A 22,977-nucleotide genomic window follows, 5' to 3' on the forward strand; every position below is an offset into this window, starting at 1 on the left:
TTTCCCAATTCGTAAGACCCCTCGTAGACGACGAGGTTGATAGGTTCGGGGTGGAAGCGCAGCAATGCGTGCAGCTGACGAATACTAATCGGTCGAGGGCTTAACTAAATTACCCCAAAAAGTGACGTAATGCTCTGTAGCATATGCCGATTACTTTTCGGGGACCCCGGAACCAAAACACCGGGAAGCTAAGGATATCGAAGCACACTTACTTTCGCATTCAGTTTTCAGGGAATAATGATGAACGCTCGAACCGCCAAGCGCGATTCGGGTGAACGTTGTTTTCGCGGCATTTGGCGATGCTGCAACCTGAGCATTGCACGCTTTCGCGATAAGCGATAGCACGTTTGGTGGCGATGGCGGAGGGGTTCCACGCGTACCCATCCCGAACACGACCGTTAAGCCCTCCAGCGCCGATGGTACTTGGATCGCAGGATCCTGGGAGAGTAGGACGTCGCCAAGCACATGCAGAGAACAGCCATTACGATTCGTCGTAATGGCTGTTTTTTATGTTCTACATTTTTTTTAACTCCCGGAATACGATATCCCTCCGTTCTCGAATGTAATTGATAATCACATCCGGTTCTCCGCTGAATACCGAATAGGACCATTTACGCATCGTATCGCGATAGATATGCGGAGCTATGCTGTCGTGCAGCTTGTAGACGATCGGTTCGATCCGCTCTCTCGTGAACGTATCGTCCAGGATACCTTCCAGAATCGATTTGTATTTTTTCTTGACTGAGCTGTAGTTCAAAAGAGCTTTCGTTAACTTATTGTGTCCCGTGACCGATACCAAGTCGCTCCTGCAAATTTTGCCGTAGCAGTTTCTTCCCCAAGTCCCTTCATAATCCCAAGGCACAATGCGAAGTACGTCGCGTGATCGATGCCTGTACAGGGCATAGTTCTGATCAAATCCGTCATAATTGCCGGTTAACACGGCCCCTGCAAGCCAATGCAAATAGTTGTCGATGTCGAGGTGGCGGTTTAAATAAGCGTATAAATCTTTTTTGCCTCGACGATTCAAATTGCGAACGAATGAAGCGATCCGTTTGCGGGTGCCGCTATTGCCGATTTTGAGCCGATAGCCGTCGAATAGCGATTTTTTGCGCTTATTCGTATCCGGACTTATCAATGAAAAGTTGGCATCGTCGTTTGACGCGTATACCAGCGATTTAACGGAGATGCCGCGGCGGTTGAAAAAATGTTTGTCAACCGCCTCGATTTCCAGATATGGACCGAGCGGTTCATCGTTCAAATAAAGCAAGCAGTGTCTTGTTTGGGGGCTGGGTACGCCAATCATTCGAAAAAAACGGAAGGATAGCGCATTTCTGATCATTGAAGGGTCATCGTATTCGGCATTAAAATGAACGGTTTTGCCTTTTCTGACGATCTCGTACGATTTTTTGGGATAATCGCGCGTATGGCCGCCGCGATAACGCAAGTAGATTTGTTCTTGCTTCCCTTTATCGTTGTCGTAAGAGGCTCGAACGAACTCGTCGCTCCATACGTCTTTTTGGAGTTCTTTCATTTGTTGATCCCGAACGGCAAAATGTCGAGTAGGCAGCTCCATCGAGATTCTCCGCCTTCCATCGGAAAATAAATAAGCCTATCTTGGAATGATAGGCTTACGATGGATTACTATATGACGCCGAACAAGACTCTGGCACGGCGAATGGCGATATGCGGTATATTATCAGCGGCCACGGCGAAATCCATGGGAGCCCCCGCGAGAACCGTGAGAGCGGCGAAAACCGTGAGAACCGCGAGTACCGCGAGTACCGCGAGAACCGTGGGAGCCACGAGAACCGTGAGAGCCACGAGAACCGTGAGAACCGCGAGAACCGTGAGAGCCGCGAGAACCGTGAGATCCGCGAGAACCGTGTGAACCGCCAGAGCCGTGGGAGCCGCGAGAACCGCGGGAACCATGGGAACCACGAGAGCCACAAGAGCAATGCGAGCCTTTTGAACCGCCAGAATCATGACAGCCGCAAGAGCGTCTAGAACCGTCTGAGCTGCTGGAATCCCCGCATGAGCAATCTTCGTTATCCCCTAACCACCAATCGCCTAAGTTCCACTCATTCATATTGGTATCCTCCCTTCATTACTATAATCTATGATCTAGCTGCTAGCTTTGATTGGATAAAGGTCATCCTTTTTAAAAATAGGAGAATATATTGCAAGCGTATTCGCCCGCTTGTTCCATATGAGTGGAATTTATCAGGAAATAGTTTTAAGACTAGTACACCCCTTATACGGGATACATATTTATAAATTACAAATAAACATCAATGACACTTGAAAGGAGGTAATTGTCCAACAGGTACCCGAGTGAATCATAAAACGCCGCAAAAGCTTCTTATAAGGTCAATCGGAACGTAATTCCGTAAAGGAGGTGATCCGCAAGTTATCGTTGCGGTCTATCCTGCAGAACAGTTTACTCGCAGATTTGCCGTGAACAAGCGGCGACCGGCCATGAGTGGCGGAGGGAATTATTTTATTTTCAGGAGGAGAAAACAGAGATGGCGAACTATGAAATGGTAGGCAGAGAAGTTAAGGTCAATAGAGGTGGACCTGATACGATCACCGGCAAACTGCTCGAGATCGGTTCCGACTTTTACGTAGTCCATTCCTATAACAACAACAATAACAATAAGAATAACAACGGCGACAATAACGGAGGCAACAACAATAACAACAATCAGGGCAATGCGGTCATTATGTACGTGAATGCAAGGCACGTAAAAAGCTTAAGCGACTCCGGCGAATCGAACTATTCCTATGATGAAACGCCGGAACACATTACAGGATCGAACTTCAAAAGCATCCTGCAGAAGCTGAAGCATGAATTCGTGCAAATCAACAGCAACGGTCCGGAAAAAGTCGCCGGTTTCATTACGGAATGCACGGACAACTCTTTGCTTCTGGTCGTAAACAATGAAGTGGTGCAAATCCCGTTGTTCCACATCAAAAGCGCAAGCATATATGACAGAAGCAATAACAACAATAACAATAACAAAAACAACAACAACAACGAAAAAAACAAAGACAACAATAAAAGCGAGCGCAAAGATAACCGCAGTTCCAAACATAACAGCAGCGGACGCAGTCATAGCAGCAATCACAGCCACAGCAGCGGACGAAGCAGCAGCAAACGCGATCGCAGCAGCAAGTTCAGCCGGAGCCGCAGATCGAGAAAAACCAGCAGCCGACGCAGAAAAACAAACGCCAGAAGCAAAAGCACAGCCAAAAGAAGGTAACAAGCTAGCCCGGCGAATAAATCCTTCCAGAAGGAGAGTTTACCCGGTCCGGTTGAATGACTGTGATGCGGAGGCTGCAGTTGCGAAATCCTACTTGGCGGATAGGATACAGGTCGCTCCTATGGCTTTCGCATCCGGTTTCTTTTTTTAAATCGTGTATAGCGAGATGGTGTATTGTTTGATGCGGTGCGTTGGTCGCAGCAGCCTCCAGCGCACCAATTATGTCGGCCGATTTTGCGTTGGAATGCTCGGAAAGGAGGCTTCGGAGTGAATAAATTACGTACATTCGTAGGGAAATATGTCGAGATGGAAATCTCGGGAAGACCGATCCCGATCAAAGGAAATTTGGTCGATTTGGGCAGCGATATCCTCGTCATCCATGACGGCATGCAATTTTTATATATTCCATTAATTCATTTGCAGAACATTCGATTGTCTCGATCGAAGGATGCTGAAATCATTGTCCCGCCGGAGGTTCCGTTCGAGAACCAAAGCGAAACGATTTCCTATCGCAAAATGCTGATGAATGCCAAAGGGATGTTCGCTGAGTTGTATATTGCCGGAAATCAGTCGATACATGGTTATTTGACAAGCATTATGAACGATTTCTTCGTTTTCTACTCCCCGGTGTTTCATACGGTGCTTATTTCGCTGCAGCATCTCAAATATTTGATTCCGTATCACCCGAACTTGACGCCTTACTCATTAAATCAGGAACGGTTTCCTGTCAAACCGTCGAATATGACGTTGGCGCGCACGTTTGATTTGCAGCTTAAAAAGCTGGAGGGCGAGTTTATCGTACTGGATCTGGGTGAAAACCCTAATAAAATCGGCCTGTTAAAATCGGTGGAAAATAGTACGCTCGAGCTCGTTACGGCGAATGGAGGAACCGTCTTTCTGCATCTGGACCACGTGAAGACGGTGCACCTGCCTTAAAGGAACATACAAACAGACTTAGAAAATAGACTTGGCAGCCTTTCGGGTTGCCAAGTTTTCGATGTTGCGGTTTCGCCGGTTTATTTTGCCCCCCTAAGCGCATGGCTTCTCCTCTCTGTTCCTTTGTGGTATGCTGGTGAACAATCGCCGTGAAATGAGGGTTGGAATTGGGGAACGAGATCATTTTGATCGCTTATGCGGTTGTCATCAATGGTATAGGACTAGCTTCCATGCTGTCCGATAAGAAAAAAGCGAAACGAAGGAAACGCCGGATACCGGAGCGGATGCTGTTCATCGTTGGCGCGCTTGGGGGCGCGTTAGGCTCGCTCATCGGGATGTATTCGGTCCATCACAAGACGAAGCACCGATCTTTTGTCATTGGCATGCCGATCTTATTGCTGGTGAACGTCGTGAGTTACGTTTATTTGCGACAATTGTGTTAAAAACGAACTATTCCCAATATACATATTATGAATGTTCGGCTTTTTGGGTTGACACCTTTCATTTAACTACGTTAAACTAAAAGTGAAGATAACAATTGAATCTCGTATAATATCGGGGATAAGGCCCGAAAGTATCTACCCAAAAACCGCAAATTTTTGGACTACGAGAAAAACCTCGCTGCGGAAGGTAAATAATACGGCGCTGTTTGTGCGATACTATGCGATATAGGTAGTTGAGAGCAAAGGCGTTCGGACAATGCCGCAAAGCGAACGGTTGAAGTGCGGCAGTGGCCGGTGCAATGCGAGACGGATGATCATCCTCCGACTGCTGTACGGGCATTTCGCACGTTTTCTCGTGTCCAGTGGGTAGGTTCCTTGCGATCCTGTCGCCGGACTTTTTTTGTTTGGAGAAAACGTTCCTTATTTCATTTTATTGCAGAAGGTAGGTTGAAGGATGGCAGTGCAAGTGGGCGTCATCATGGGCAGCCAGTCCGATTGGGAAACGATGAAGCATGCGTGCGACGTGCTGGACGAGCTAGGCGTGGAATATGAGAAAAAGGTTGTTTCCGCGCATCGCACGCCGGATTTGATGTTTGAATATGCGGAAGCGGCGATCGGCCGCGGATTGAAGGTTATTATTGCGGGTGCCGGCGGCGCTGCGCACTTGCCGGGCATGGTCGCGGCGAAGACGGTGCTGCCGGTCATCGGCGTACCGGTCAAGTCGGCGGCGTTGAACGGGCTCGATTCGCTGCTGTCGATCGTGCAGATGCCGGGCGGGATACCCGTCGCGACGGTAGCGATCGGCAAAGCGGGCGCGACGAACGCGGGACTGCTCGCGGCGCAGCTGATCGGCGCATTCGACCCGGAATTGCAGCGCAAAGTACAAGCGCGGCGGGACCGGACCCGCGACGACGTGCTCGCGACGAGCGACCGTCTTGGGGAGGAAGCGCTATGAGCGCCTACGATCCGGGGAAAGTTCTTCTTCCGGGCTCGACGATCGGCGTTCTGGGCGGCGGACAGCTCGGGCGGATGCTGGCGCTTGCGGGCAGCAACATGGGCTACCGGTTCGTGACGCTCGACCCGACGCCGGATTCGCCTTGCGGCCAAGTCGCCGGCCGGCAAATTACGGCGGCTTACAGCGACATCGTTGCGGCACGGGAATTAGCGAAGCTTGCGGACGTCATTACCTATGAATTCGAGAATGTGGATGCGGGCGTTGCGGCTCTGCTTATGGACGAGTCTTACGTACCGCAAGGCAGCGAGCTGCTCTACACGACGCAGCATCGGCTTCGCGAGAAACGCGCGATCGAAGCGGCGGGCGTCAAGGTGGCGCCATACGTTGAGATCGTCAGCGCGGAGCAGCTTCGGGAAGCGGCCCGACGCTTCGGGACGCCATGCGTGCTGAAGACGGCGACCGGCGGGTACGACGGCAAAGGTCAATGGGTCATCCGTTCGCTTGACGAAGTCGGAGAAGCTTACGAAACGTTAAGCCGTGCCGGTACGCAGCTTGTACTAGAGCAGTTTATCCGTTTCGAGAAGGAACTATCGGTGATCGCGGCACGCAGTCCGCGGGGCGAAGTGAAGGCTTTTCCGGCGGCGGAGAACATCCATGTCGATAACATCCTGCACTTGTCCATCGTGCCTGCGCGGATCGAAGCTTCGGTGCAGCGGCGAGCGGAGCAGCTCGCGGTCCAAATAGCCGAAGCGCTCGACGTCGTCGGCCTCATCGCGGTAGAGCTGTTCATGACGCCGGACGGCGACCTGTTCGTGAACGAGCTGGCGCCGCGGCCTCACAACTCCGGTCACTATACGATGGAGGCATGCAAGACATCGCAATTCGAGCAGCATGTGCGGGCGATTTGCAACCTGCCGCTTGGCTCCACGGAGCTAATGTCGCCGGTCGTCATGGCGAACATACTCGGCCAACATGTCGAGCCGCTGTTGCAATGGATGGCGGGACAAGAACAAGATCAAGCTGACGGCGTGAATGGAACAAATGCCGGTACAGGTACCGGTGTCACGCCTAAGATTCATTTATATGGCAAGCAAGAAGCGAAACGTCAGCGCAAGATGGGACATGTGAACATCCTCTGCGATGATGTGGAAGATGCGCTGGCATGGGTTCAACAATCGAATATTTGGAGGGCCGATAGAACATGATCGAACGTTACAGCAGACCGGAAATGCGGGCCATTTGGACCGAAGAGAACAAATTCAAGGCATGGCTCGAGGTGGAGCTTTGCGCTTGCGAGGCTTGGGCCGAGCTGGGCGCCATTCCGAAGGAAGATACGGTGGAGCTGCGCAAAAACGCGGGTTTTAACATCGACCGGATCTACGAAATCGAGCAGGAAACCCGCCACGACGTCATCGCGTTCACGCGTGCCGTGTCGGAAACTTGCGGGCCGGAGCGCAAATGGGTGCATTACGGTTTGACGTCGACGGACGTCGTTGATACGGCGCTAGGATATTTGCTGCTGCAAGCGAACGCAATTATCGACAAGGACATCGTCGCTTTTATCGACATTTTGCGCGAGAAGGCGATTCAATATAAGCATACCCCGATGATGGGACGGACGCACGGCGTTCATGCCGAGCCGACAACGTTCGGCCTTAAGATGGCGCTCTGGCACGAAGAAATGAAGCGCAACTTGGACCGTTTCCGCTCGGCGGCAGATGGTGTACAATACGGCAAAATGTCCGGCGCGGTCGGCACGTTCGCCAACATCGATCCGTTCGTAGAGTCGTTCGTATGCAACAAACTGGGCATTAAAGCGGCGCCGATTTCGACACAAACGCTGCAGCGCGACCGCCACGCCGACTACATGGCAACGCTGGCACTGATCGCAACGTCGCTCGACAAGTTCGCGACGGAAATCCGCGGCCTACAGAAGAGCGAATTCCGCGAGGTCGAGGAGCCGTTCGGCAAAGGGCAAAAAGGCTCGTCGGCGATGCCGCACAAGCGCAACCCGATCGGCTGCGAGAACATCAGCGGCCTCGCGCGCGTCATTCGCGGCCACATGGTTTCGGCTTACGAGAACGTGCCGCTCTGGCATGAACGCGACATCTCGCACTCGTCCGTGGAGCGGATCATTCTGCCGGATGCAACGATGCTGCTGAACTACATGCTGAACCGTCTCGGCAACATCATTAAGAACTTGACCGTGTTCCCGGAAAATATGAAGCGCAACATGGAAAGAACGTACGGCGTGCCGTTCTCCGGACGCGTCATGACGAAGCTGATCGAAAAAGGCTTCAGCCGCGAGCAAGCTTACGACACGGTGCAGCCGAGAGCGATGCAGGCTTGGGAAGAGCAGCGTTCGTTCCGCGATATCATTTCGGAGACGCCGGCAATTACCGAAGTGCTGAACGCCGACGATATTGCTGATTGCTTCAACCCGGCTTGGCATTTGAAGAACGTCGATGCGATTTTTGAACGTCTAGGACTTGCGTAATTTGAGGTTGTAGCAGATAGAACAATCATGTGGGAGAAAAGGAGATGCCGGAGCTGATGAACAATACGGCGATTGCAACCGCGGCGGAGTATGTCAAAGCACCCCTGCTGTACAAAGGCAAAGTCCGCGAGCTTTATGACCTCGGCGAGCATTATTTGATCGTCGTGACGGATCGGATTTCCGCCTTCGATTATGTGCTGGAGCCGGCCGTGCCGGAGAAAGGCAACGTGCTGAACCGGCTGAGCGCTTACTGGTTCGAGCAAACGGCGGCCATTCAGCCGAACCATGTCGTTCATACCGACGTTGAGCGGCTTGGCGACATCGTCACCGATAAGGCGGTCATGAAGGACCGGATCATGGTGACGAAAAAGGCGGAGCGGATCGACATCGAATGCGTCGTACGCGGCTATATAACGGGCGGCGGTTGGAGACAATACGAAAAAACGTCCGAAGTGAACGGCATCAAGCTGCCTAGCGGCATGCGCAAAAACGAGCGCTTCCCCGAGCCGATCTTCACCCCTGCGGCCAAGAACGACGTCGGTCACGATGAAGACATTTCGTTCGCACGAATGGTGGAACTCGTCGGCGCCGACGTGGCGGAGCAGCTGAAGGAAAAAAGCATCAAGCTGTACGAATTCGCTCATGCGTATTGCGCGGAGCGCGGCATTATCCTGGCGGATTGCAAGTTTGAATTCGGCATCATCGACGGCCAGATCATTCTGATCGACGAGTTGTTTACCCCGGATTCCTCACGTTTCTGGGCCAAAGAAAATTACGCTCTCGACATCGAGATCGACAGCATGGACAAGGAGCCGGTCCGGACGTATCTTGCAGGCTCCGGCTGGGACAAGAACAGCAAGCCCGATCCGCTGCCGGCCGAAGTCGTAAGCGAAACGACACGCCGCTACAAAGAGATTTACGATCGTTTAACCAAATAGATTTGTTGAAAAGAGGAGAATAATCGATGATCAAAGCAACCGTCTACGTAACGATTAAACAGAACGTTTTGGACCCGCAAGGCAACGCCGTGCAAGGAGCGCTTCACTCGATGGGCTTTGCGGAAGTAGCCAAAGCGCGCGTCGGCAAATATTTGGAGCTCGACCTGAATACGACGGACCGCGCCGAAGCGGAAGCACGAGTGAAAGCGATGTGCGAAAAGCTGCTTGCGAATACGGTCATCGAAGACTACCGTTTCGAGTTGGAGGGCTAAACGACATGAATTTTGCGGTTCTCGTATTTCCGGGCTCGAACTGTGACGTCGATTGCTACAAAGCGATCGAAGATATCGTGAATCAGCCGGTCGAATACGTTTGGCATACGGCTACGGACTTATCCAAATACGATTGCATCATCCTGCCGGGCGGATTCTCCTACGGCGACTACCTGCGCTGCGGCGCGATCGCGCGCTTCGCGCCCGTCATGGCCGAAGTGGCGAAAGCAGCCGAGCAAGGCAAATATATTATCGGCATTTGCAACGGGTTCCAGATCCTGACGGAAGCGGGACTTTTGCCGGGCGCGCTGCGCCGCAACAAATCGATGAAATTCCAATGCCACGCGCAAATGCTGCGGGTGGAAAACAACAAAACGCCGTTTACGAACCAATATGCGGTGGGTGAAGAAATCAATATTCCAATCAACCACGGTGAAGGCAACTATTATTGCGACGCCGCAACGCTTGAGCAGTTGAAAGCGAACAACCAGATCGTATTCCGTTACGCGGGCGGCAATAATCCGAACGGATCGGTGGACGATATCGCGGGCGTGTGCAACAAGCAAGGCAACGTCGTCGGCATGATGCCGCATCCGGAGCGTGCAGTGGATCAATTGCTCGGCTCGGAAGACGGCAAACGGATGTTTACTTCGATTTTGAACGCATGGAGGGAACAGCATGGCGCAGCAGTTAACGGCTAAAGAACCGACGGCGGAACAAATCGCCGAGCAAAAAGTATATAAGCAATTCGGCGTGACCGACGACGAATACGCGAAAGTATGCGGATTCCTCGGACGGAAGCCGAACTACACCGAAATCGGCGTATTCAGCGTCATGTGGTCGGAGCATTGCTCTTACAAAAACTCGAAGCCGGTATTGCGCCGCTTCCCGACGACGGGCCCTCGCGTTCTGATGGGACCGGGCGAAGGCGCCGGCATCGTCGACATCGGCGATAACCAGGCGGTCGTATTCAAAATCGAAAGCCATAACCACCCTTCCGCGATCGAGCCTTACCAAGGCGCAACGACAGGCGTGGGCGGCATTATCCGCGATATTTTCTCCATGGGCGCAAGACCGATCGCATTGCTCAACTCGCTGCGCTTCGGACGTCTTGAGAACGAGCGCGTTCGTTATCTGTTCGAAAACGTCGTTGCCGGTATCGGCGGCTACGGCAACTGTATCGGTATTCCGACGGTTGGCGGCGAAGTCATGTTCGACGAAAGCTATGAAGGCAATCCGCTCGTGAACGCGATGTGCGTAGGCCTCATTGATCATGATAAAATTCAGCGCGGCGTCGCCAAAGGCGTCGGTAACCCGGTATTCTACGTTGGCCCGGCAACAGGCCGCGACGGCATCCACGGCGCAACGTTCGCTTCGGAAGAGCTGACGGAAGAGTCGGAAGCGAAACGTCCGGCGGTGCAAGTCGGCGATCCGTTCATGGAGAAGCTTGTTATGGAAGCTTGCCTCGAGCTGATCGACTCCGGCATCGTGCTTGGCATCCAAGACATGGGCGCAGCCGGCTTGACCTGCTCCAGCGCGGAGATGGCGAGCAAGGCGGGCAACGGCATGGAGTTGTACCTAGACGAGGTGCCGCAGCGCGAAGAAGGCATGACCGCTTATGAAATGATGTTGTCCGAATCGCAGGAACGGATGCTGTTCGTTACCGAGCCGAAGGACGAAGCGCAAGCGAAAGCGATTTTTGAGCGTTATGGCCTGCACTGCGCGAAGGTAGGCAAAGTAACTGACGACGGCCGCCTAAAGCTGTTCCACCACGGCGAAATCGTCGCCGACATGCCGGTTGGCGCACTCGTTGACGAGTGCCCGGTTTATCATAAGCCATCGAAGGTGCCTGCTTATTACGAAGCAAGCGCGTCGATCGATACGAACCGTTACCCGGAAGTGACCGACCTGAACGAAGCGCTCAGCAAAGTGTTAGCTTCTCCGTCGGTTGCGAGTAAGGAATGGGTTTACAAGCAATATGACCATATGGTTGGTACGAGCACTTACGTACAACCTGGTTCGGATGCGGCTGTCGTCGCAATCCGCGGCACGCGCAAGGCGCTGGCGATGACGACGGACTGCAATGGACGCCATGTATATCTTGATCCTGAAGTCGGCGGCAAAATCGCGGTCAGCGAAGCGGCGCGCAACATCGTTTGCTCGGGCGCGGAGCCTCTTGCGGTAACGGACAACCTGAACTACGGCAGCCCGGAGAAGCCTGAGATTTTCTGGCAGTTGGAGCGTTCGGTCGACGGCATGGCGGAAGCTTGCCGCGTGCTGGATACGCCGGTTATCGGCGGCAATGTCAGCTTGTACAACGAAAACGCCAAAGGCGCGATTTACCCGACGCCGGTTATCGGCATGGTCGGCCTCGTTCATGATATCGATCATATTACGACGCAAGCGTTTAAACGCGAAGGCGACGTTATTATTCTGCTTGGCGAGACGAAAGCCGAGCTTGGCGGCAGCGAATTCCAATACGTCATCCATGGCGTAACGGAAGGACGCCCACCGCAGCTTGATCTGCAAACGGAAAAAACGTTGCACCGGACGGTGCTTGGCGCGATTCAAAAGGGCCTCGTCGCTTCGGCGCACGACTTGTCCGAAGGCGGCCTTGCCTTGGCGCTGGCGGAGAGCTGCATCAGCGGCGGCATCGGTGCGGAAGTGAACTTCACGGCCGATCTGCGCAGCGATATCGCTTTGTTCAGCGAAAGCCAATCGCGTATCCTGCTGACGGCAACGCCTGAGAAGGCGGAAGCGTTGAAAGCATGGGTTGTGGAGCAAGGCGTTCCATGCCAAACGCTGGGCGTCGTCAAAGGCAGCGAGCTGAAAATTCAAGTGAATGCAAAACAAGCCGTCCAGGCTCCGGTTAAGGGGCTGGAAAAGGTTTGGAAGGATGCGATTCCATGTCTGATGCAATAAAAGGCAAGCAGGTATTGTGGACCGGCGATTACTACAACGAAGGCATGGGCCGGGACGATATATTCGACAAGCTGAAGGAGGAGTGCGGCGTGTTCGGCGTGTACGGACACGACGCCGCTTCCACGCTGTCGTATTACGGCTTGCATGCGCTGCAGCATCGCGGGGAAGAAAGCTCGGGCATATGCGTCACCGACGGTAAAACGTTCAACTATCATCGTAACATGGGGCTTGTGAAGGAAGTGTTCGACAACGATAAGCTGGCGTCGCTGACCGGCAACGTGGCGATCGGCCACGTCCGGTATTCGACGGCCGGCGAAAGCAAGCTGGCGAATGCACAACCGCTCGTGTTCAAATATCGCGAAGGCGACCTCGCGATCGCTACGAACGGGAACATCCTGAACGCGCCGGAAATCCGCAAGAAGCTGGAGCAGCAAGGCTCGATCTTCCAAACGACAAGCGACACGGAAGTTATCGCGCATTTGATCGCCCGTTCGCCGCTTGACGTTGTCGAGGCGGTTCGGGAAGCGCTGCAGCAAATTATCGGCGGCTACGCGTTCCTCATCCTGACGAACGACAAGCTGATGGTCGCTTCCGACCCGCACGGCTTGCGCCCGCTCGTGATGGGGCGTCTCGGCGACGCGTATATTTTCGCGTCGGAGACGTGCGCCTTCGAAACGATCGGCGCCGAATACGTGCGCGATATCGCGCCGGGCGAGCTGCTCGTGCTTGACAAAAACGGCTTGCGCGAGGATACGTATACGCCGCTGGAGCGCCGCGCGGTATGCGCGATGGAATATATTTATTTCGCGCGCCCGGACAGCGACCTGAACGGCAACAACGTGCATACGACGCGCAAGAAGATGGGCAAGCAGTTGGCGCAGGAAGCGTTCGTCGACGCCGACGTCGTAACCGGCGTGCCGGATTCGAGCATTTCCGCGGCGATCGGTTTTGCCGAGGAAACGGGCATTCCGTACGAGCTTGGCCTCATCAAGAACAAGTACACGGGACGTACGTTCATTCAACCGAGCCAAGAGCTGCGGGAAAAAGGCGTCAAGATGAAGCTGAGCGCCGTTCGCAAAGTCGTCGAAGGCAAACGCGTCGTCATGATCGACGACTCCATCGTACGCGGCACAACATCGCTGCGAATCGTCAACCTGCTGCGTGAAGCGGGCGCAACAGAGGTGCATGTGCGGATCAGCTCGCCGCCTTTTGCCAATCCGTGCTTTTACGGCATCGATACGCCGGATCGCAAGGAGCTCATCGCTTCGTCGAAGACGATCGAAGAGATCCGCAAGGCGATTAACGCCGACTCGCTCGCTTTCCTGAGCAAGGAAGGCTTGATGAATTCGGTAGGCGGCGGCGAAGGCGAGCATAATCGCGGATTGTGCATGGCGTGCTTCGATAACGATTATCCGACCGAGCTGGTTGAAGCGGAAGCCGGCTGCGGCGGTTGCGATTGATACGGTTGGATTTATAGATATCACTTATAGAACAAGGGGAGTGGGCACGGTGTCGGAAGCTTATAAAAATGCCGGAGTCGATATCGCGGCAGGCAACGAAGCTGTGGAACGGATGAAAAAACACGTCAAAACGACGTTTCGGCCGGAAGTATTGACCGATCTGGGCGGTTTTGGCGCATTGTTCTCGCTGAACAAGGACAAATATGAGGAGCCTGTGCTCGTATCCGGAACGGACGGCGTCGGAACGAAGCTGAAGGTTGCTTTTACGATGGATAAGCACGATACGATCGGCGTTGACGCCGTGGCCATGTGCGTGAACGACATTATCGTGCAAGGCGCGGAGCCGTTGTTTTTCCTAGACTACTTGGCTTGCGACCGTGTCGTGCCGGAGAAGATCGAAGCGATCGTCAGCGGCATCTCGGACGGCTGCCGTCAATCGGGCTGCGCGCTCATCGGCGGCGAAACGGCGGAAATGCCGGGCATGTACTCGGAAGGCGAATACGATATAGCCGGGTTTACGGTAGGCATCGTCGACAAGAAGAAGATCATCGACGGCAAGTCGATTCGTCCGGGCGACGTTGTATTAGGTTTGGCATCGAGCGGCGTACACAGCAATGGCTTCTCGCTCGTTCGCAAGCTCTTGTTGGAGCAGAAGGGCTACAGCTTGCACGATACGATTGACGCTCTAGGCGGTGCTCGCCTTGGCGACGTATTGCTGGCGCCAACGAAAATTTATGTGAAGCCGGTTCTTGCCGTGCTGGAGCAAGTGGCAATCAAAGGGATGGCGCATATTACGGGCGGCGGCTTCCTCGAGAACATTCCGCGCGTACTGCCTGAAGGCGTCAATGTCGAAATCGATTACGGCTCCTGGCCGATTCTGCCGATTTTCGAACTGATGCAGCGTGAAGGGAACATTACGAACAACGATATGTTCCGCACGTTCAACATGGGCATCGGCATGGTCGTGATCGTATCCGAAGCGGACGCGGCCAAGGCGGCGGCTTTGTTCGAGCAGCACGGGGAAAAAGCATATACGCTGGGACGCGTAACGGCAGGAGAGCAGGTCGTTACATTTACCGGGGCGGACGTATGAGTGCAAAACAGGTGACCATCGCCGTATTCGCATCGGGAAACGGCAGCAATTTTCAAGCGATTGCGGATGCGGCGAAGGAAGGACGGCTCGATGCTCGCATCGGGCTTTTGGTCTGTGACCGCCCGAACGCGGCGGTCATCGGACGTGCCGAGGCCGCAGGCGTGCCTGTGTTTGCTTTTCGGCCGAAGGAGTATGCTTCGCGCGAGGCGTACGAGACAGAGATTCTACAGCAGCTGCGCGAGAGGCAGGTTGATGTAGTCGTCTTGGCCGGCTACATGCGGATTTTGACCCATGTCATGGTTGAGGCGTATTGGGGACGCATGATCAATATTCATCCGTCCTTATTGCCGAGCTTCCCCGGTCTGGACGCGATCGGACAAGCGCTGCGCCATGGCGTGAAGGTGACCGGCGTAACGGTCCATCTCGTCGACGGCGGTATGGACAGCGGCCCGATTCTCGCGCAGCGAGCGATCGAGATCGGCGCGGACGATACGGAAGAAACGCTTGCGGCGCGCGTGCATGAGATCGAACACAAGCTGTACCCTGAAGTGATTCAAAGCATTTGCAACGGCAGCATCAACCTGAAGCAGGCTGCCGATTTTAAACATAAGGATGGGATTCCTCAATGAGTCAGTCGAACGTTCTGGAACTGCGTTACGGAATGAACCCGCATCAAAAACAAGCGAAGCTGATGAGCGAAGGGGAGCTGCCGATTAAGGTGTTGAACGGCGATCCTGGTTTTATTAACCTTCTCGACGCATTCAATGCGTTCCAGCTTGCCCGCGAGCTTCGCCATGCGACGGGAATGCCTGCGGCGGCGTCGTTCAAGCATGTCAGCCCGGCAGGAGCCGCGATTGCCGTTCCGATTCCGGACGATCTGAAAAAGGCGTATTTCGTCGACGACCTGGAGTTGTCCCCGCTTGCAACGGCTTATGCCCGCGCCCGCGGCGCAGACCGGATGTCCTCGTTCGGCGACGCCGCCGCGCTTAGCGACATCGTGGACGTTTCGACGGCGCTGCTGTTGAAGCGCGAAGTATCCGACCTTGTCGTCGCGCCGGGGTATACCGACGAAGCGCTTGAAATTTTGCGCGCCAAAAAAGGCGGCAAATATCTTGTCCTGCAAATCGATCCGAACTATGAACCGGATCCGGTGGAAACGCGCACGCTGTTCGGGCTTACGCTTCAGCAAGAGCGCAACAACGCGGTCATCGACAGCTCGGCGCTTGAGAAAATCGTCACCGAAAACAAGGAGCTTCCGGAGCAAGCGAAGCTGGATATGCTTATTGCGCTCGTGACGCTGAAATATACGCAATCGAATTCGATCTGCTACACGCTGAACGGCCAAACGATCGGCATCGGCGCAGGACAGCAGTCGCGCATTCATTGTACACGCCTTGCCGGCGACAAAGCGGACCGTTGGTTCCTGCGCCAGCATCCGACGGCGCTGAGCATGAAGTTCCGCGAAGGCTTGTCGCGCGCGGAGCAGAATAACGCGATCGACCTGTGGCTCGAGGAGGAGCTGACGCCTGTGGAGCAAGCGGCGTGGGAAGCTTGCTTCGCGGAAGTGCCTGCGCGCCTGACGCGCGAGCAGAAGCGCGAATGGCTGAACAAGCTGCAAGGCGTGTCCTACGGCTCCGACGCATTCCTCCCGTTCCGCGACAACCTCGACCGCGCCAGCCGCAGCGGCGTCAAATACGTCGTCCAAGCTGGCAGCTCGATGCGCGACGAGGAAGTGGTCCAAGCCGCGAACGACTACGGCATGGTAATGGTATACTCCGGCGTACGTTTGTTCCACCATTGATTTGAAGCGTCGGAGCGGTCCGAACATTTCGGGCCGCTGCGTCGGCAGGTGTTAAGACTAGTGATTTCCGGCCGCTGCGCCGACGTGTGTTAAAGGCTCGGTGCTAAGATAAATGTAAAGGGAACCCGCTGACGCCCCGGGCAAAATAACTGGAAAAGCTCCATTTAAATTCGCCGAATTTCCGCGAATTCATCAAATAACTGGATTTCATGCAGGTAATCCGGGACATTATTCCCGCAGACGGCTTTTTCGCTGAAATTACCTGTAGGTTTTCCAGTAAAATGATCTGACACGGCGAGTATGATCGAATTTAACTGTAGGTTTTCCAGTAAAGTAACTCCGTTCAAGATGCCGGGTTAGCAGCAGGGGATCTCATGCGAGAGTAAAGTCGAAGTTTGCACGTAAAATCGAGGAGGAAACAAAGTGTCGACGAACAGAGCCGCGCAAGCGGAGCAACATTTGAACAATTTGCGGGAAAATCCGTACCCGGGCCGGGGTATCGTCATCGGGCTGACGCCGGACGGCACGAGACTCGTGCAAGTGTATTGGATCATGGGTCGCAGCGAAAATAGCCGCAACCGCGTATTCATCGGCGAGAACAACGGATTCGTTCGTACCGAGGCCAAAGATCCGGCGAAGCTGACCGATCCGTCGCTGATCATCTATTACCCGGTCCGTCACGCAAATGGCGCGCATATCGTCACGAACGGCGACCAGACGGATACGATTTACGACGCGCTGGCTCAAGGCGGCACGTTCGAAGCGGCGCTGGCGACACGGACGTACGAGCCGGACGCGCCGAACTTCACGCCGCGCATTAGCGGCATCGTCGACCTGAACGACAGCCAGTTCGCGTACAAGCTGTCGATTCTGAAATCGAACGGAAACAGCGAGGACCAAACGCTTCGCCATACGTACACGTACGAGAAGGCGTTGCCGGGTTACGGCCACTGCATCCATACGTACCAAGGCGACGGCAATCCGCTGCCATCGTTCCAAGGCGAGCCGGCGCTTGTCCCGCTGCATGACGACGCGGCGGAGATCGCCAAGACGTATTGGACCGCGCTGAACGAAGAGAACAAAATTTCTTTGCTGGTCAAAACAATTCGCCTCGACAACGGCGCGGCGGAATTGCTGATCGTGAACAAGGAATAGGGGGAGCGCCACGTGCGGATATTGGTAGTAGGCGGCGGCGGCCGCGAGCATGCGATTTGCTGGGCGATTCGCAAAAGCGCCAAAGTAAAGGAACTGTATTGCGCGCCGGGTAACGGAGGCATTGCCGAAGTTGCGGAGTGCGTGCCGATTGCAGTGAATCAATTCGAGGAGCTGTCGCAATTCGCGATCGACCATGCGATCAATCTCGTCGTCATCGGACCGGATGATCCGCTGGCCGACGGCATCGTCGATCATTTCGAAGCGAAGCATATTCCGGTGTTCGGACCGCGTCAGAACGCGGCATTGATTGAAGGCAGCAAAACGTTCATGAAGGATCTGCTGAAAAAATACAACATTCCGACGGCCACCTACGAAAAATTCGACAGCTACGAGGCCGCGGCGGCGTATTTGAAAACGCAACAAATCCCGATTGTTATCAAAGCCGACGGACTTGCGGCAGGCAAAGGCGTTACCGTCGCTTTCTCGATGGAAGAAGCGGAGAAAGCACTGCATGACATCATGGTTTCCAAAGTGTTCGGCGAGTCCGGCAACCAGGTCGTCATCGAGGAATTCCTGCAAGGCCAGGAGATGTCGATTCTGTCGTTCGTCGACGGCGACATCGTCAAACCGATGGCACCGGCGCAGGACCATAAGCAGGTATTCGACGGCGACAAAGGGCCGAATACGGGCGGAATGGGAACCTATTCGCCGCTTCCGCACATCCCGCAATCGGTCATCGACGAAGCGATCGAAACGATCATCAAGCCGACGGCGGCGGCCATGGTGTCCGAAGGACGGCCGTTCAAAGGCGTTCTGTTCGCGGGACTTATGATTACGCCGGAAGGCCCGAAGACGATCGAGTTCAACGCCCGCTTCGGCGATCCGGAAACGCAGGTTGTCCTGCCGAAGCTGAAGACGGACATCGTGGACATTTTCCTCGCGACGGTGAACGGCTGCCTCGGCCAGCTCGACATTCAGTGGAGCGACGAAGCGGCGGTCTGCGTCGTGCTTGCATCCGGCGGATATCCGGCTTCGTACCCGAAAGGGCTGCCGATCGACGGCCTGGATCAAGTGAGCGATGCGCTTGTGTTCCACGCGGGAACAGCCGTGAAGGACGGGCAGGTCGTCACGAATGGCGGCCGGGTTCTCGGCGTCGTAGGCCTCGGAGCGAACATTGCCGAAGCCCGCACGAAAGCGTATGCCGAAGCGGACAAAATCCGTTTCGACGGCAAGCACTACCGGACGGATATTGCGAACAAAGCACTTGTCTAACATTAAATCACATAGCGTACGCATGCATTACAGCAGCCGGTTATTGGAGCAATAACCGGCTCTTTTTCTACGCGGGACTGAAGGTGGGTAGTTCGTAGGGATACAAATCCCGGTTTCCTGATCCCGTGACACAAGCTCTCTTTTATACACGACAATTCACTGCGAGAAGGCTTCGAATAACTTGTCTTATAAGCTGACTATAGCTGAGAATTGAGATGAGGGCTTCGATAGAAGATATGTTTAGTCTTGGCAGTTTCGTGACGGGACTGGTCTTTTGGTGTGATTTTTGTTACTGTAGTATCGTTACTTACTATTTATAAGGAAGAGGGATCCGCAGTTGAACAAAAATGAATCGAAAAAGGAGCGTAAGGAATTACGCCAACGACAGCACGCTAGACAACAGAAAATCAAAAATCTCATCTGGATTACGGCCGCTTGCCTGGTAGCTCTTTTTATCGTTTTATTGATTTTCAAGCCAAAGGCCGATCCTGCCGACTTTGCTTACGACCAGCTCCCACGCCTCGGCAGCGCGGAAGCGCCGATCAAAATCGTCGAATTCGGGGATTACAAATGCCCTTCATGCAAATATTTCAGCGATAACGTGAAACCTCAGCTTGTAAAAGATTATGTCGACACCGGCAAAGTCGCGTTCTACTTCATGAACTTTACGATCATCGATCCGGACTCGACGACGGCCGCTTATGCGGGACAAGCCGTGTACAAACAAAATAACGATGCGTTCTGGAAGTATTTTGACGCGTTGTTCAAAAATCAGGGCGAAGAGCATGTGCCTTGGGCCACTTCGGAATTCCTGACGGATTTGGCGAAGAAGGAAAACTTGCCCATCGATTACGATAAAATGAAAAAAGAAATCGACGAAGGCACGTACGCCGATGTCGTGAAGAACCATTACAACATCGCGCGCCAATTGAATCTGACCAGCACGCCTTCCTTATTTATTAACGGGAAGCCTGTTGCGGAAGAAGCCGTATTCGATTACGCGAAGCTGAAGGAAGTTATCGAAAAAACGTTAAAGGGTGAATAATGCGATGCGTGCTTTTTGCCGGCAGTACAGCTTATATTTAGCCTGGGTCGTATCGCTGGTCGCAGTGGGCGGTAGCCTATATTTCAGCGAAGTGATGCGCTATGAGCCGTGCAAGCTATGTTGGATTCAGCGCATCTTCATGTACCCGCAAGTGCTGCTTCTTGGCATGGCGGCTTACAAGAACGACCGGAAAATGATCGGTTACGTGCTGCCTTTGTCGTTCATCGGCGGGTTCGTATCGCTCTATCATTACGCAGAGCAGAAAATTCCCGCTCTGGCCAAAATGACGCCGTGCACCGTCGGCGTTCCGTGCAATCAGGATTATATCGATTGGCTGGGCTTTATCACGATTCCGTTTCTGGCCCTTATCGCGTTTATTCTCATTATTATTTTCTTGTCGTTCGGCAAAGTGCGCTCGAATGAGGCGGAGCTGGACGAGATGGAAGAAGACGAACTTCAAGATGCATGATGTGTTGTAAGGCCACAGATAGAGGGCACGAATTGCCGCAGACCGAGGACACTTCATTTCTTCCTCGTATTCTAGGTGACAGAACTGAAGTTTGAAGTTTGGACGGAAGTTGAACAGGATCCTTCTTCGAATCCAGGCATATACGTTTCGGAAAATCTTTTCTGAATTTCAGAAAGGATTTTCTTTATTTTGCGATAAAAAGCGGGAAATGATCGTTATTCAGAAATTTATTTCTGAAATTCAGCCAAAAGGTTCCGAAAATCAGAAAGTATTTTCTGAATGCTGGGTAAAATGCAACGATTCACGGTAAAGTCAGAAGATTGCTTCTGAAATTCAGCCAAGAATTTCTGAATGCGAGTCCAATTACTTCCGCGCAGCGGAAGTTTCTGAATGAGAGTCAGTCTGACGAATTTTCTGATTGTGAAAAAGTTCGGCATAGCAAGTTTTTCCCCGCATAACCGGACTTCCCGTATAACCGGACATCCTGTATAACCCGTCCCGGCACGACCGGAAATTGCCGACAATCCTATTGACACCATAGGAGGAGGGTGGTAAACTGTGTTTAATTCATACTAAACTTATCGGAATTATATGTTAAGATAGAAGGAGTGCTGCTGCTATGGAACGCCACATCGTTATACGCCATGAATCGCTGGATCTGACCGGTACGATCCATTACCCGGTGCGTGAGGAGGCCGCCGTCGGCAAAGGCTGCACGCGTGTGCCGCTCATCGTGATATGCCACGGGTTCGTCGGCAATCGGATCGGCGTCGATCGGCTGTTCCTAAAGACGGCGCGGGCGCTGGCGGCGGAAGGCTACATGGTGCTGCGCTTCGACTATGGCGGCTGCGGCGAGAGCTCCGGCGAATACGGCGAGCTTGGCCTCGACGCGATGATCGAGCAGACGCGGACCGTGCTGGACTACGGGCTCGATATCGAGAACGTCGACCCGACGCGGGTGACGCTCATCGGCCACAGCTTGGGCGGTGCCGTTGCGGTGCTGACCGCGGCCAGAGACAAGCGGGTCAAAACGCTTGTATTGTGGTCGGCCGTTGCATATCCTTTTAACGATATCGTCAAAATCGTCGGCCGGGACAAATACGATGAATCGGTCAAGACGGGGCAAACCGATTATCTCGGTTATACGTTCAAGCCCGAATATTTCGATTCGTTGTCGCGATACCAGCCGTTCCAGCAAGCGGTCAAGTTCAGTGGAGACGTCCTGCTCGTTCACGGTACGAGTGACGACGTCATTCCGGCCGACTACAGCTTCCTGTACCAGAAGCTGCTTTGGATGCGGCAGGAGGGGCAGTGCGACAAGGAAATTATTTTTCAGGCGGATCACACGTATTCCTCGGGACCGCATCAACAGCGGCTCATCAAGATCACGAAGCAATGGCTCGGCGGACTTGAGAAGCGGCACGGCGACTGGCTCCACTGGACGATATAGAAGCGGCTATAGAAGCAAGCGGCCGGCGTCATTCTTTGTAGAAGAGGTGTTTGCGCCTAAAGAATACGTACAGTGAAGCATAGAGCAAACCCAAGATGAGGACGATCGACAGCCAATGCTCGTAAATAAAATCGAATATGCGGTTCAAATCGAGCATAAACATCCCTGCCTTAACAGTCATGATGTGAAGCATATGGAGCGTATCATTGTATAGCATTCCCAGAGATGTCCCAAAATATTGCCGAAACCGGTATTTTTCAGGGAGAAATATGCTACAATGATAGTAACCGAGCTTCGGTTGATACTATTTAGGGTGGTAGGTGAAATTTATGAACTACGAGCAAAATCAAACGATGATCGATACGGAACAGACATACAACTCTTCGTTCCACAAGCTGATGCGGATGTTTACGCTGTCGGTTCTCGTATCGTTTATCGGAACTTTCGTCGGCGTGATGTTCGTTCCGCCAGCGCTTGTGATGCCGCTTGTGATCGTGGAACTGATCATGCTGGTGAGCGTATTTTTCATTCGCAAGAGAAAATCGGTCGGCTACGGTTTCGTCTTCGCATTCTGCTTCATTAGCGGCGTTACGGTTTATCCGGCCATTCAGCATTATGCCAGCATCGGCGGTTCCAGCCTGATCCTGACGGCATTTGGCTTAACTACGGTGAGCTTCGCAGGACTATCGCTGTACGCATATTATTCGAAACGCGATTTCAGCTTCCTCGGATCGTTCCTGATGATCGGACTCGTGACGCTGATCGGATTCAGCCTTGTCGGATTGTTCACCGGCGGCTTCGGCAGCACACTGGGGTTGGTCATCGCGGTGGTAGGCGTGCTGGTATTCTCCGGCTACATCCTGTACGATGTGTCCCAATACCGTCACGGTCTTGCAGAGCAGGACATTCCGCTCGCCGTATTGAACCTGTACTTGGACTTCATCAATCTGTTCTTATATTTGCTGCGTCTGCTCGGCATCCTCAGCTCGGACGACTAGGATTGCAGCAA

General features: G+C 53.6%; 22 protein-coding genes, 2 rRNA genes and 1 riboswitch. Of the genes, 23 read left to right on the plus strand and 1 reads right to left on the minus strand.

What is annotated here, in order from left to right:
• Both AC0LWM_RS13180 and rrf read left to right on the plus strand, forming a co-directional pair.
• Positions 1–108 (plus strand): 23S ribosomal RNA (locus AC0LWM_RS13180); the annotation flags it as partial.
• A 238-nt stretch (positions 109–346) separates the two neighbouring features.
• Positions 347–463 (plus strand): 5S ribosomal RNA (rrf, locus tag AC0LWM_RS13185).
• Between the two features lie 51 nt (positions 464–514).
• Here the strand turns inward: rrf and AC0LWM_RS13190 are convergent.
• Complete coding sequence (locus AC0LWM_RS13190; protein ID WP_474675415.1) at positions 515–1,573, minus strand: CotH kinase family protein; 1,059 nt, start codon at positions 1,571–1,573, stop codon at positions 515–517.
• Positions 1,574–1,683: 110 nt separating this feature from the next.
• Between AC0LWM_RS13190 and AC0LWM_RS13195 the strand changes: the two genes are divergently transcribed.
• From AC0LWM_RS13195 to AC0LWM_RS13295, 21 genes are all read left to right on the plus strand, one after another.
• Complete coding sequence (locus tag AC0LWM_RS13195; protein WP_474675416.1) at positions 1,684–2,004, plus strand: hypothetical protein; 321 nt, start codon at positions 1,684–1,686, stop codon at positions 2,002–2,004.
• 518 nt (positions 2,005–2,522) lie between these two features.
• Complete coding sequence (locus AC0LWM_RS13200; RefSeq protein WP_474675417.1) at positions 2,523–3,260, plus strand: hypothetical protein; 738 nt, start codon at positions 2,523–2,525, stop codon at positions 3,258–3,260.
• Between the two features lie 267 nt (positions 3,261–3,527).
• Positions 3,528–4,196 carry a DUF2642 domain-containing protein gene (locus AC0LWM_RS13205; protein ID WP_474675418.1) on the plus strand — a complete coding sequence of 223 codons (669 nt, stop codon included), beginning with the start codon at positions 3,528–3,530 and terminating at the stop codon, positions 4,194–4,196.
• Between the two features lie 167 nt (positions 4,197–4,363).
• The gene (locus tag AC0LWM_RS13210) at positions 4,364–4,639 is read left to right on the plus strand and encodes a DUF1294 domain-containing protein (RefSeq protein ID WP_474675419.1); all 276 of its coding nucleotides are present in this window, start codon (positions 4,364–4,366) and stop codon (positions 4,637–4,639) included.
• An 82-nt stretch (positions 4,640–4,721) separates the two neighbouring features.
• A riboswitch (purine riboswitch) is annotated at positions 4,722–4,823 on the plus strand.
• 270 nt (positions 4,824–5,093) lie between these two features.
• Positions 5,094–5,594, plus strand: a complete 501-nt coding sequence (purE, locus tag AC0LWM_RS13215) for a 5-(carboxyamino)imidazole ribonucleotide mutase (RefSeq protein WP_474675420.1) — start codon at positions 5,094–5,096, stop codon at positions 5,592–5,594.
• Entirely contained in the window at positions 5,591–6,799 is a 1,209-nt protein-coding gene (gene purK / locus AC0LWM_RS13220) for a 5-(carboxyamino)imidazole ribonucleotide synthase (protein ID WP_474675421.1), read from the plus strand. Before purE ends, purK begins: the two co-directional genes overlap by 4 nt.
• Positions 6,796–8,091 carry an adenylosuccinate lyase gene (gene purB / locus AC0LWM_RS13225; protein WP_474675422.1) on the plus strand — a complete coding sequence of 432 codons (1,296 nt, stop codon included), beginning with the start codon at positions 6,796–6,798 and terminating at the stop codon, positions 8,089–8,091. Before purK ends, purB begins: the two co-directional genes overlap by 4 nt.
• Before the next feature lie 44 nt (positions 8,092–8,135).
• The gene (locus AC0LWM_RS13230) at positions 8,136–9,029 is read left to right on the plus strand and encodes a phosphoribosylaminoimidazolesuccinocarboxamide synthase (protein ID WP_474675423.1); all 894 of its coding nucleotides are present in this window, start codon (positions 8,136–8,138) and stop codon (positions 9,027–9,029) included.
• 26 nt (positions 9,030–9,055) lie between these two features.
• The gene (gene purS / locus AC0LWM_RS13235; protein ID WP_474675424.1) at positions 9,056–9,301 is read left to right on the plus strand and encodes a phosphoribosylformylglycinamidine synthase subunit PurS; all 246 of its coding nucleotides are present in this window, start codon (positions 9,056–9,058) and stop codon (positions 9,299–9,301) included.
• Positions 9,302–9,306: 5 nt separating this feature from the next.
• Positions 9,307–10,002, plus strand: coding sequence for a phosphoribosylformylglycinamidine synthase subunit PurQ (purQ, locus tag AC0LWM_RS13240; protein WP_474675425.1), 696 nt, complete (start codon positions 9,307–9,309; stop codon positions 10,000–10,002).
• Complete coding sequence (gene purL, locus AC0LWM_RS13245; protein ID WP_474675426.1) at positions 9,980–12,223, plus strand: phosphoribosylformylglycinamidine synthase subunit PurL; 2,244 nt, start codon at positions 9,980–9,982, stop codon at positions 12,221–12,223. Before purQ ends, purL begins: the two co-directional genes overlap by 23 nt.
• Entirely contained in the window at positions 12,208–13,683 is a 1,476-nt protein-coding gene (purF, locus tag AC0LWM_RS13250) for an amidophosphoribosyltransferase (RefSeq protein ID WP_474675427.1), read from the plus strand. Before purL ends, purF begins: the two co-directional genes overlap by 16 nt.
• Before the next feature lie 49 nt (positions 13,684–13,732).
• Positions 13,733–14,776 carry a phosphoribosylformylglycinamidine cyclo-ligase gene (gene purM, locus AC0LWM_RS13255; RefSeq protein WP_474675428.1) on the plus strand — a complete coding sequence of 348 codons (1,044 nt, stop codon included), beginning with the start codon at positions 13,733–13,735 and terminating at the stop codon, positions 14,774–14,776.
• The gene (gene purN / locus AC0LWM_RS13260) at positions 14,773–15,405 is read left to right on the plus strand and encodes a phosphoribosylglycinamide formyltransferase (RefSeq protein ID WP_474675429.1); all 633 of its coding nucleotides are present in this window, start codon (positions 14,773–14,775) and stop codon (positions 15,403–15,405) included. The genes purM and purN overlap by 4 nt, the downstream gene beginning before the upstream one ends.
• Positions 15,402–16,577 (plus strand): phosphoribosylaminoimidazolecarboxamide formyltransferase, encoded by a 1,176-nt coding sequence (locus tag AC0LWM_RS13265; RefSeq protein ID WP_474675430.1) that lies wholly within the window; start codon positions 15,402–15,404, stop codon positions 16,575–16,577. Before purN ends, AC0LWM_RS13265 begins: the two co-directional genes overlap by 4 nt.
• A 423-nt stretch (positions 16,578–17,000) precedes the next feature.
• On the plus strand, positions 17,001–17,732 hold the full coding sequence (locus tag AC0LWM_RS13270) for an IMP cyclohydrolase (RefSeq protein WP_474675431.1): 732 nt from the start codon (positions 17,001–17,003) through the stop codon (positions 17,730–17,732).
• A gap of 12 nt (positions 17,733–17,744) precedes the next feature.
• The gene (gene purD, locus AC0LWM_RS13275; protein WP_474675432.1) at positions 17,745–19,004 is read left to right on the plus strand and encodes a phosphoribosylamine--glycine ligase; all 1,260 of its coding nucleotides are present in this window, start codon (positions 17,745–17,747) and stop codon (positions 19,002–19,004) included.
• 337 nt (positions 19,005–19,341) lie between these two features.
• Positions 19,342–20,049: a DsbA family protein gene (locus tag AC0LWM_RS13280; RefSeq protein ID WP_474675433.1), complete on the plus strand. Its 708-nt coding sequence runs from the start codon at positions 19,342–19,344 to the stop codon at positions 20,047–20,049.
• A 4-nt stretch (positions 20,050–20,053) separates the two neighbouring features.
• Complete coding sequence (locus AC0LWM_RS13285) at positions 20,054–20,518, plus strand: disulfide oxidoreductase (RefSeq protein ID WP_474675434.1); 465 nt, start codon at positions 20,054–20,056, stop codon at positions 20,516–20,518.
• A 619-nt stretch (positions 20,519–21,137) separates the two neighbouring features.
• Positions 21,138–21,968, plus strand: a complete 831-nt coding sequence (locus AC0LWM_RS13290; protein ID WP_474675435.1) for an alpha/beta hydrolase family protein — start codon at positions 21,138–21,140, stop codon at positions 21,966–21,968.
• Between the two features lie 329 nt (positions 21,969–22,297).
• Positions 22,298–22,966, plus strand: coding sequence for a Bax inhibitor-1/YccA family protein (locus AC0LWM_RS13295; RefSeq protein WP_474675436.1), 669 nt, complete (start codon positions 22,298–22,300; stop codon positions 22,964–22,966).
• The last annotated feature ends 11 nt before the right edge of the window (positions 22,967–22,977 follow it).

Source organism: Paenibacillus sp. sgz302148 (genome assembly GCF_056120465.1).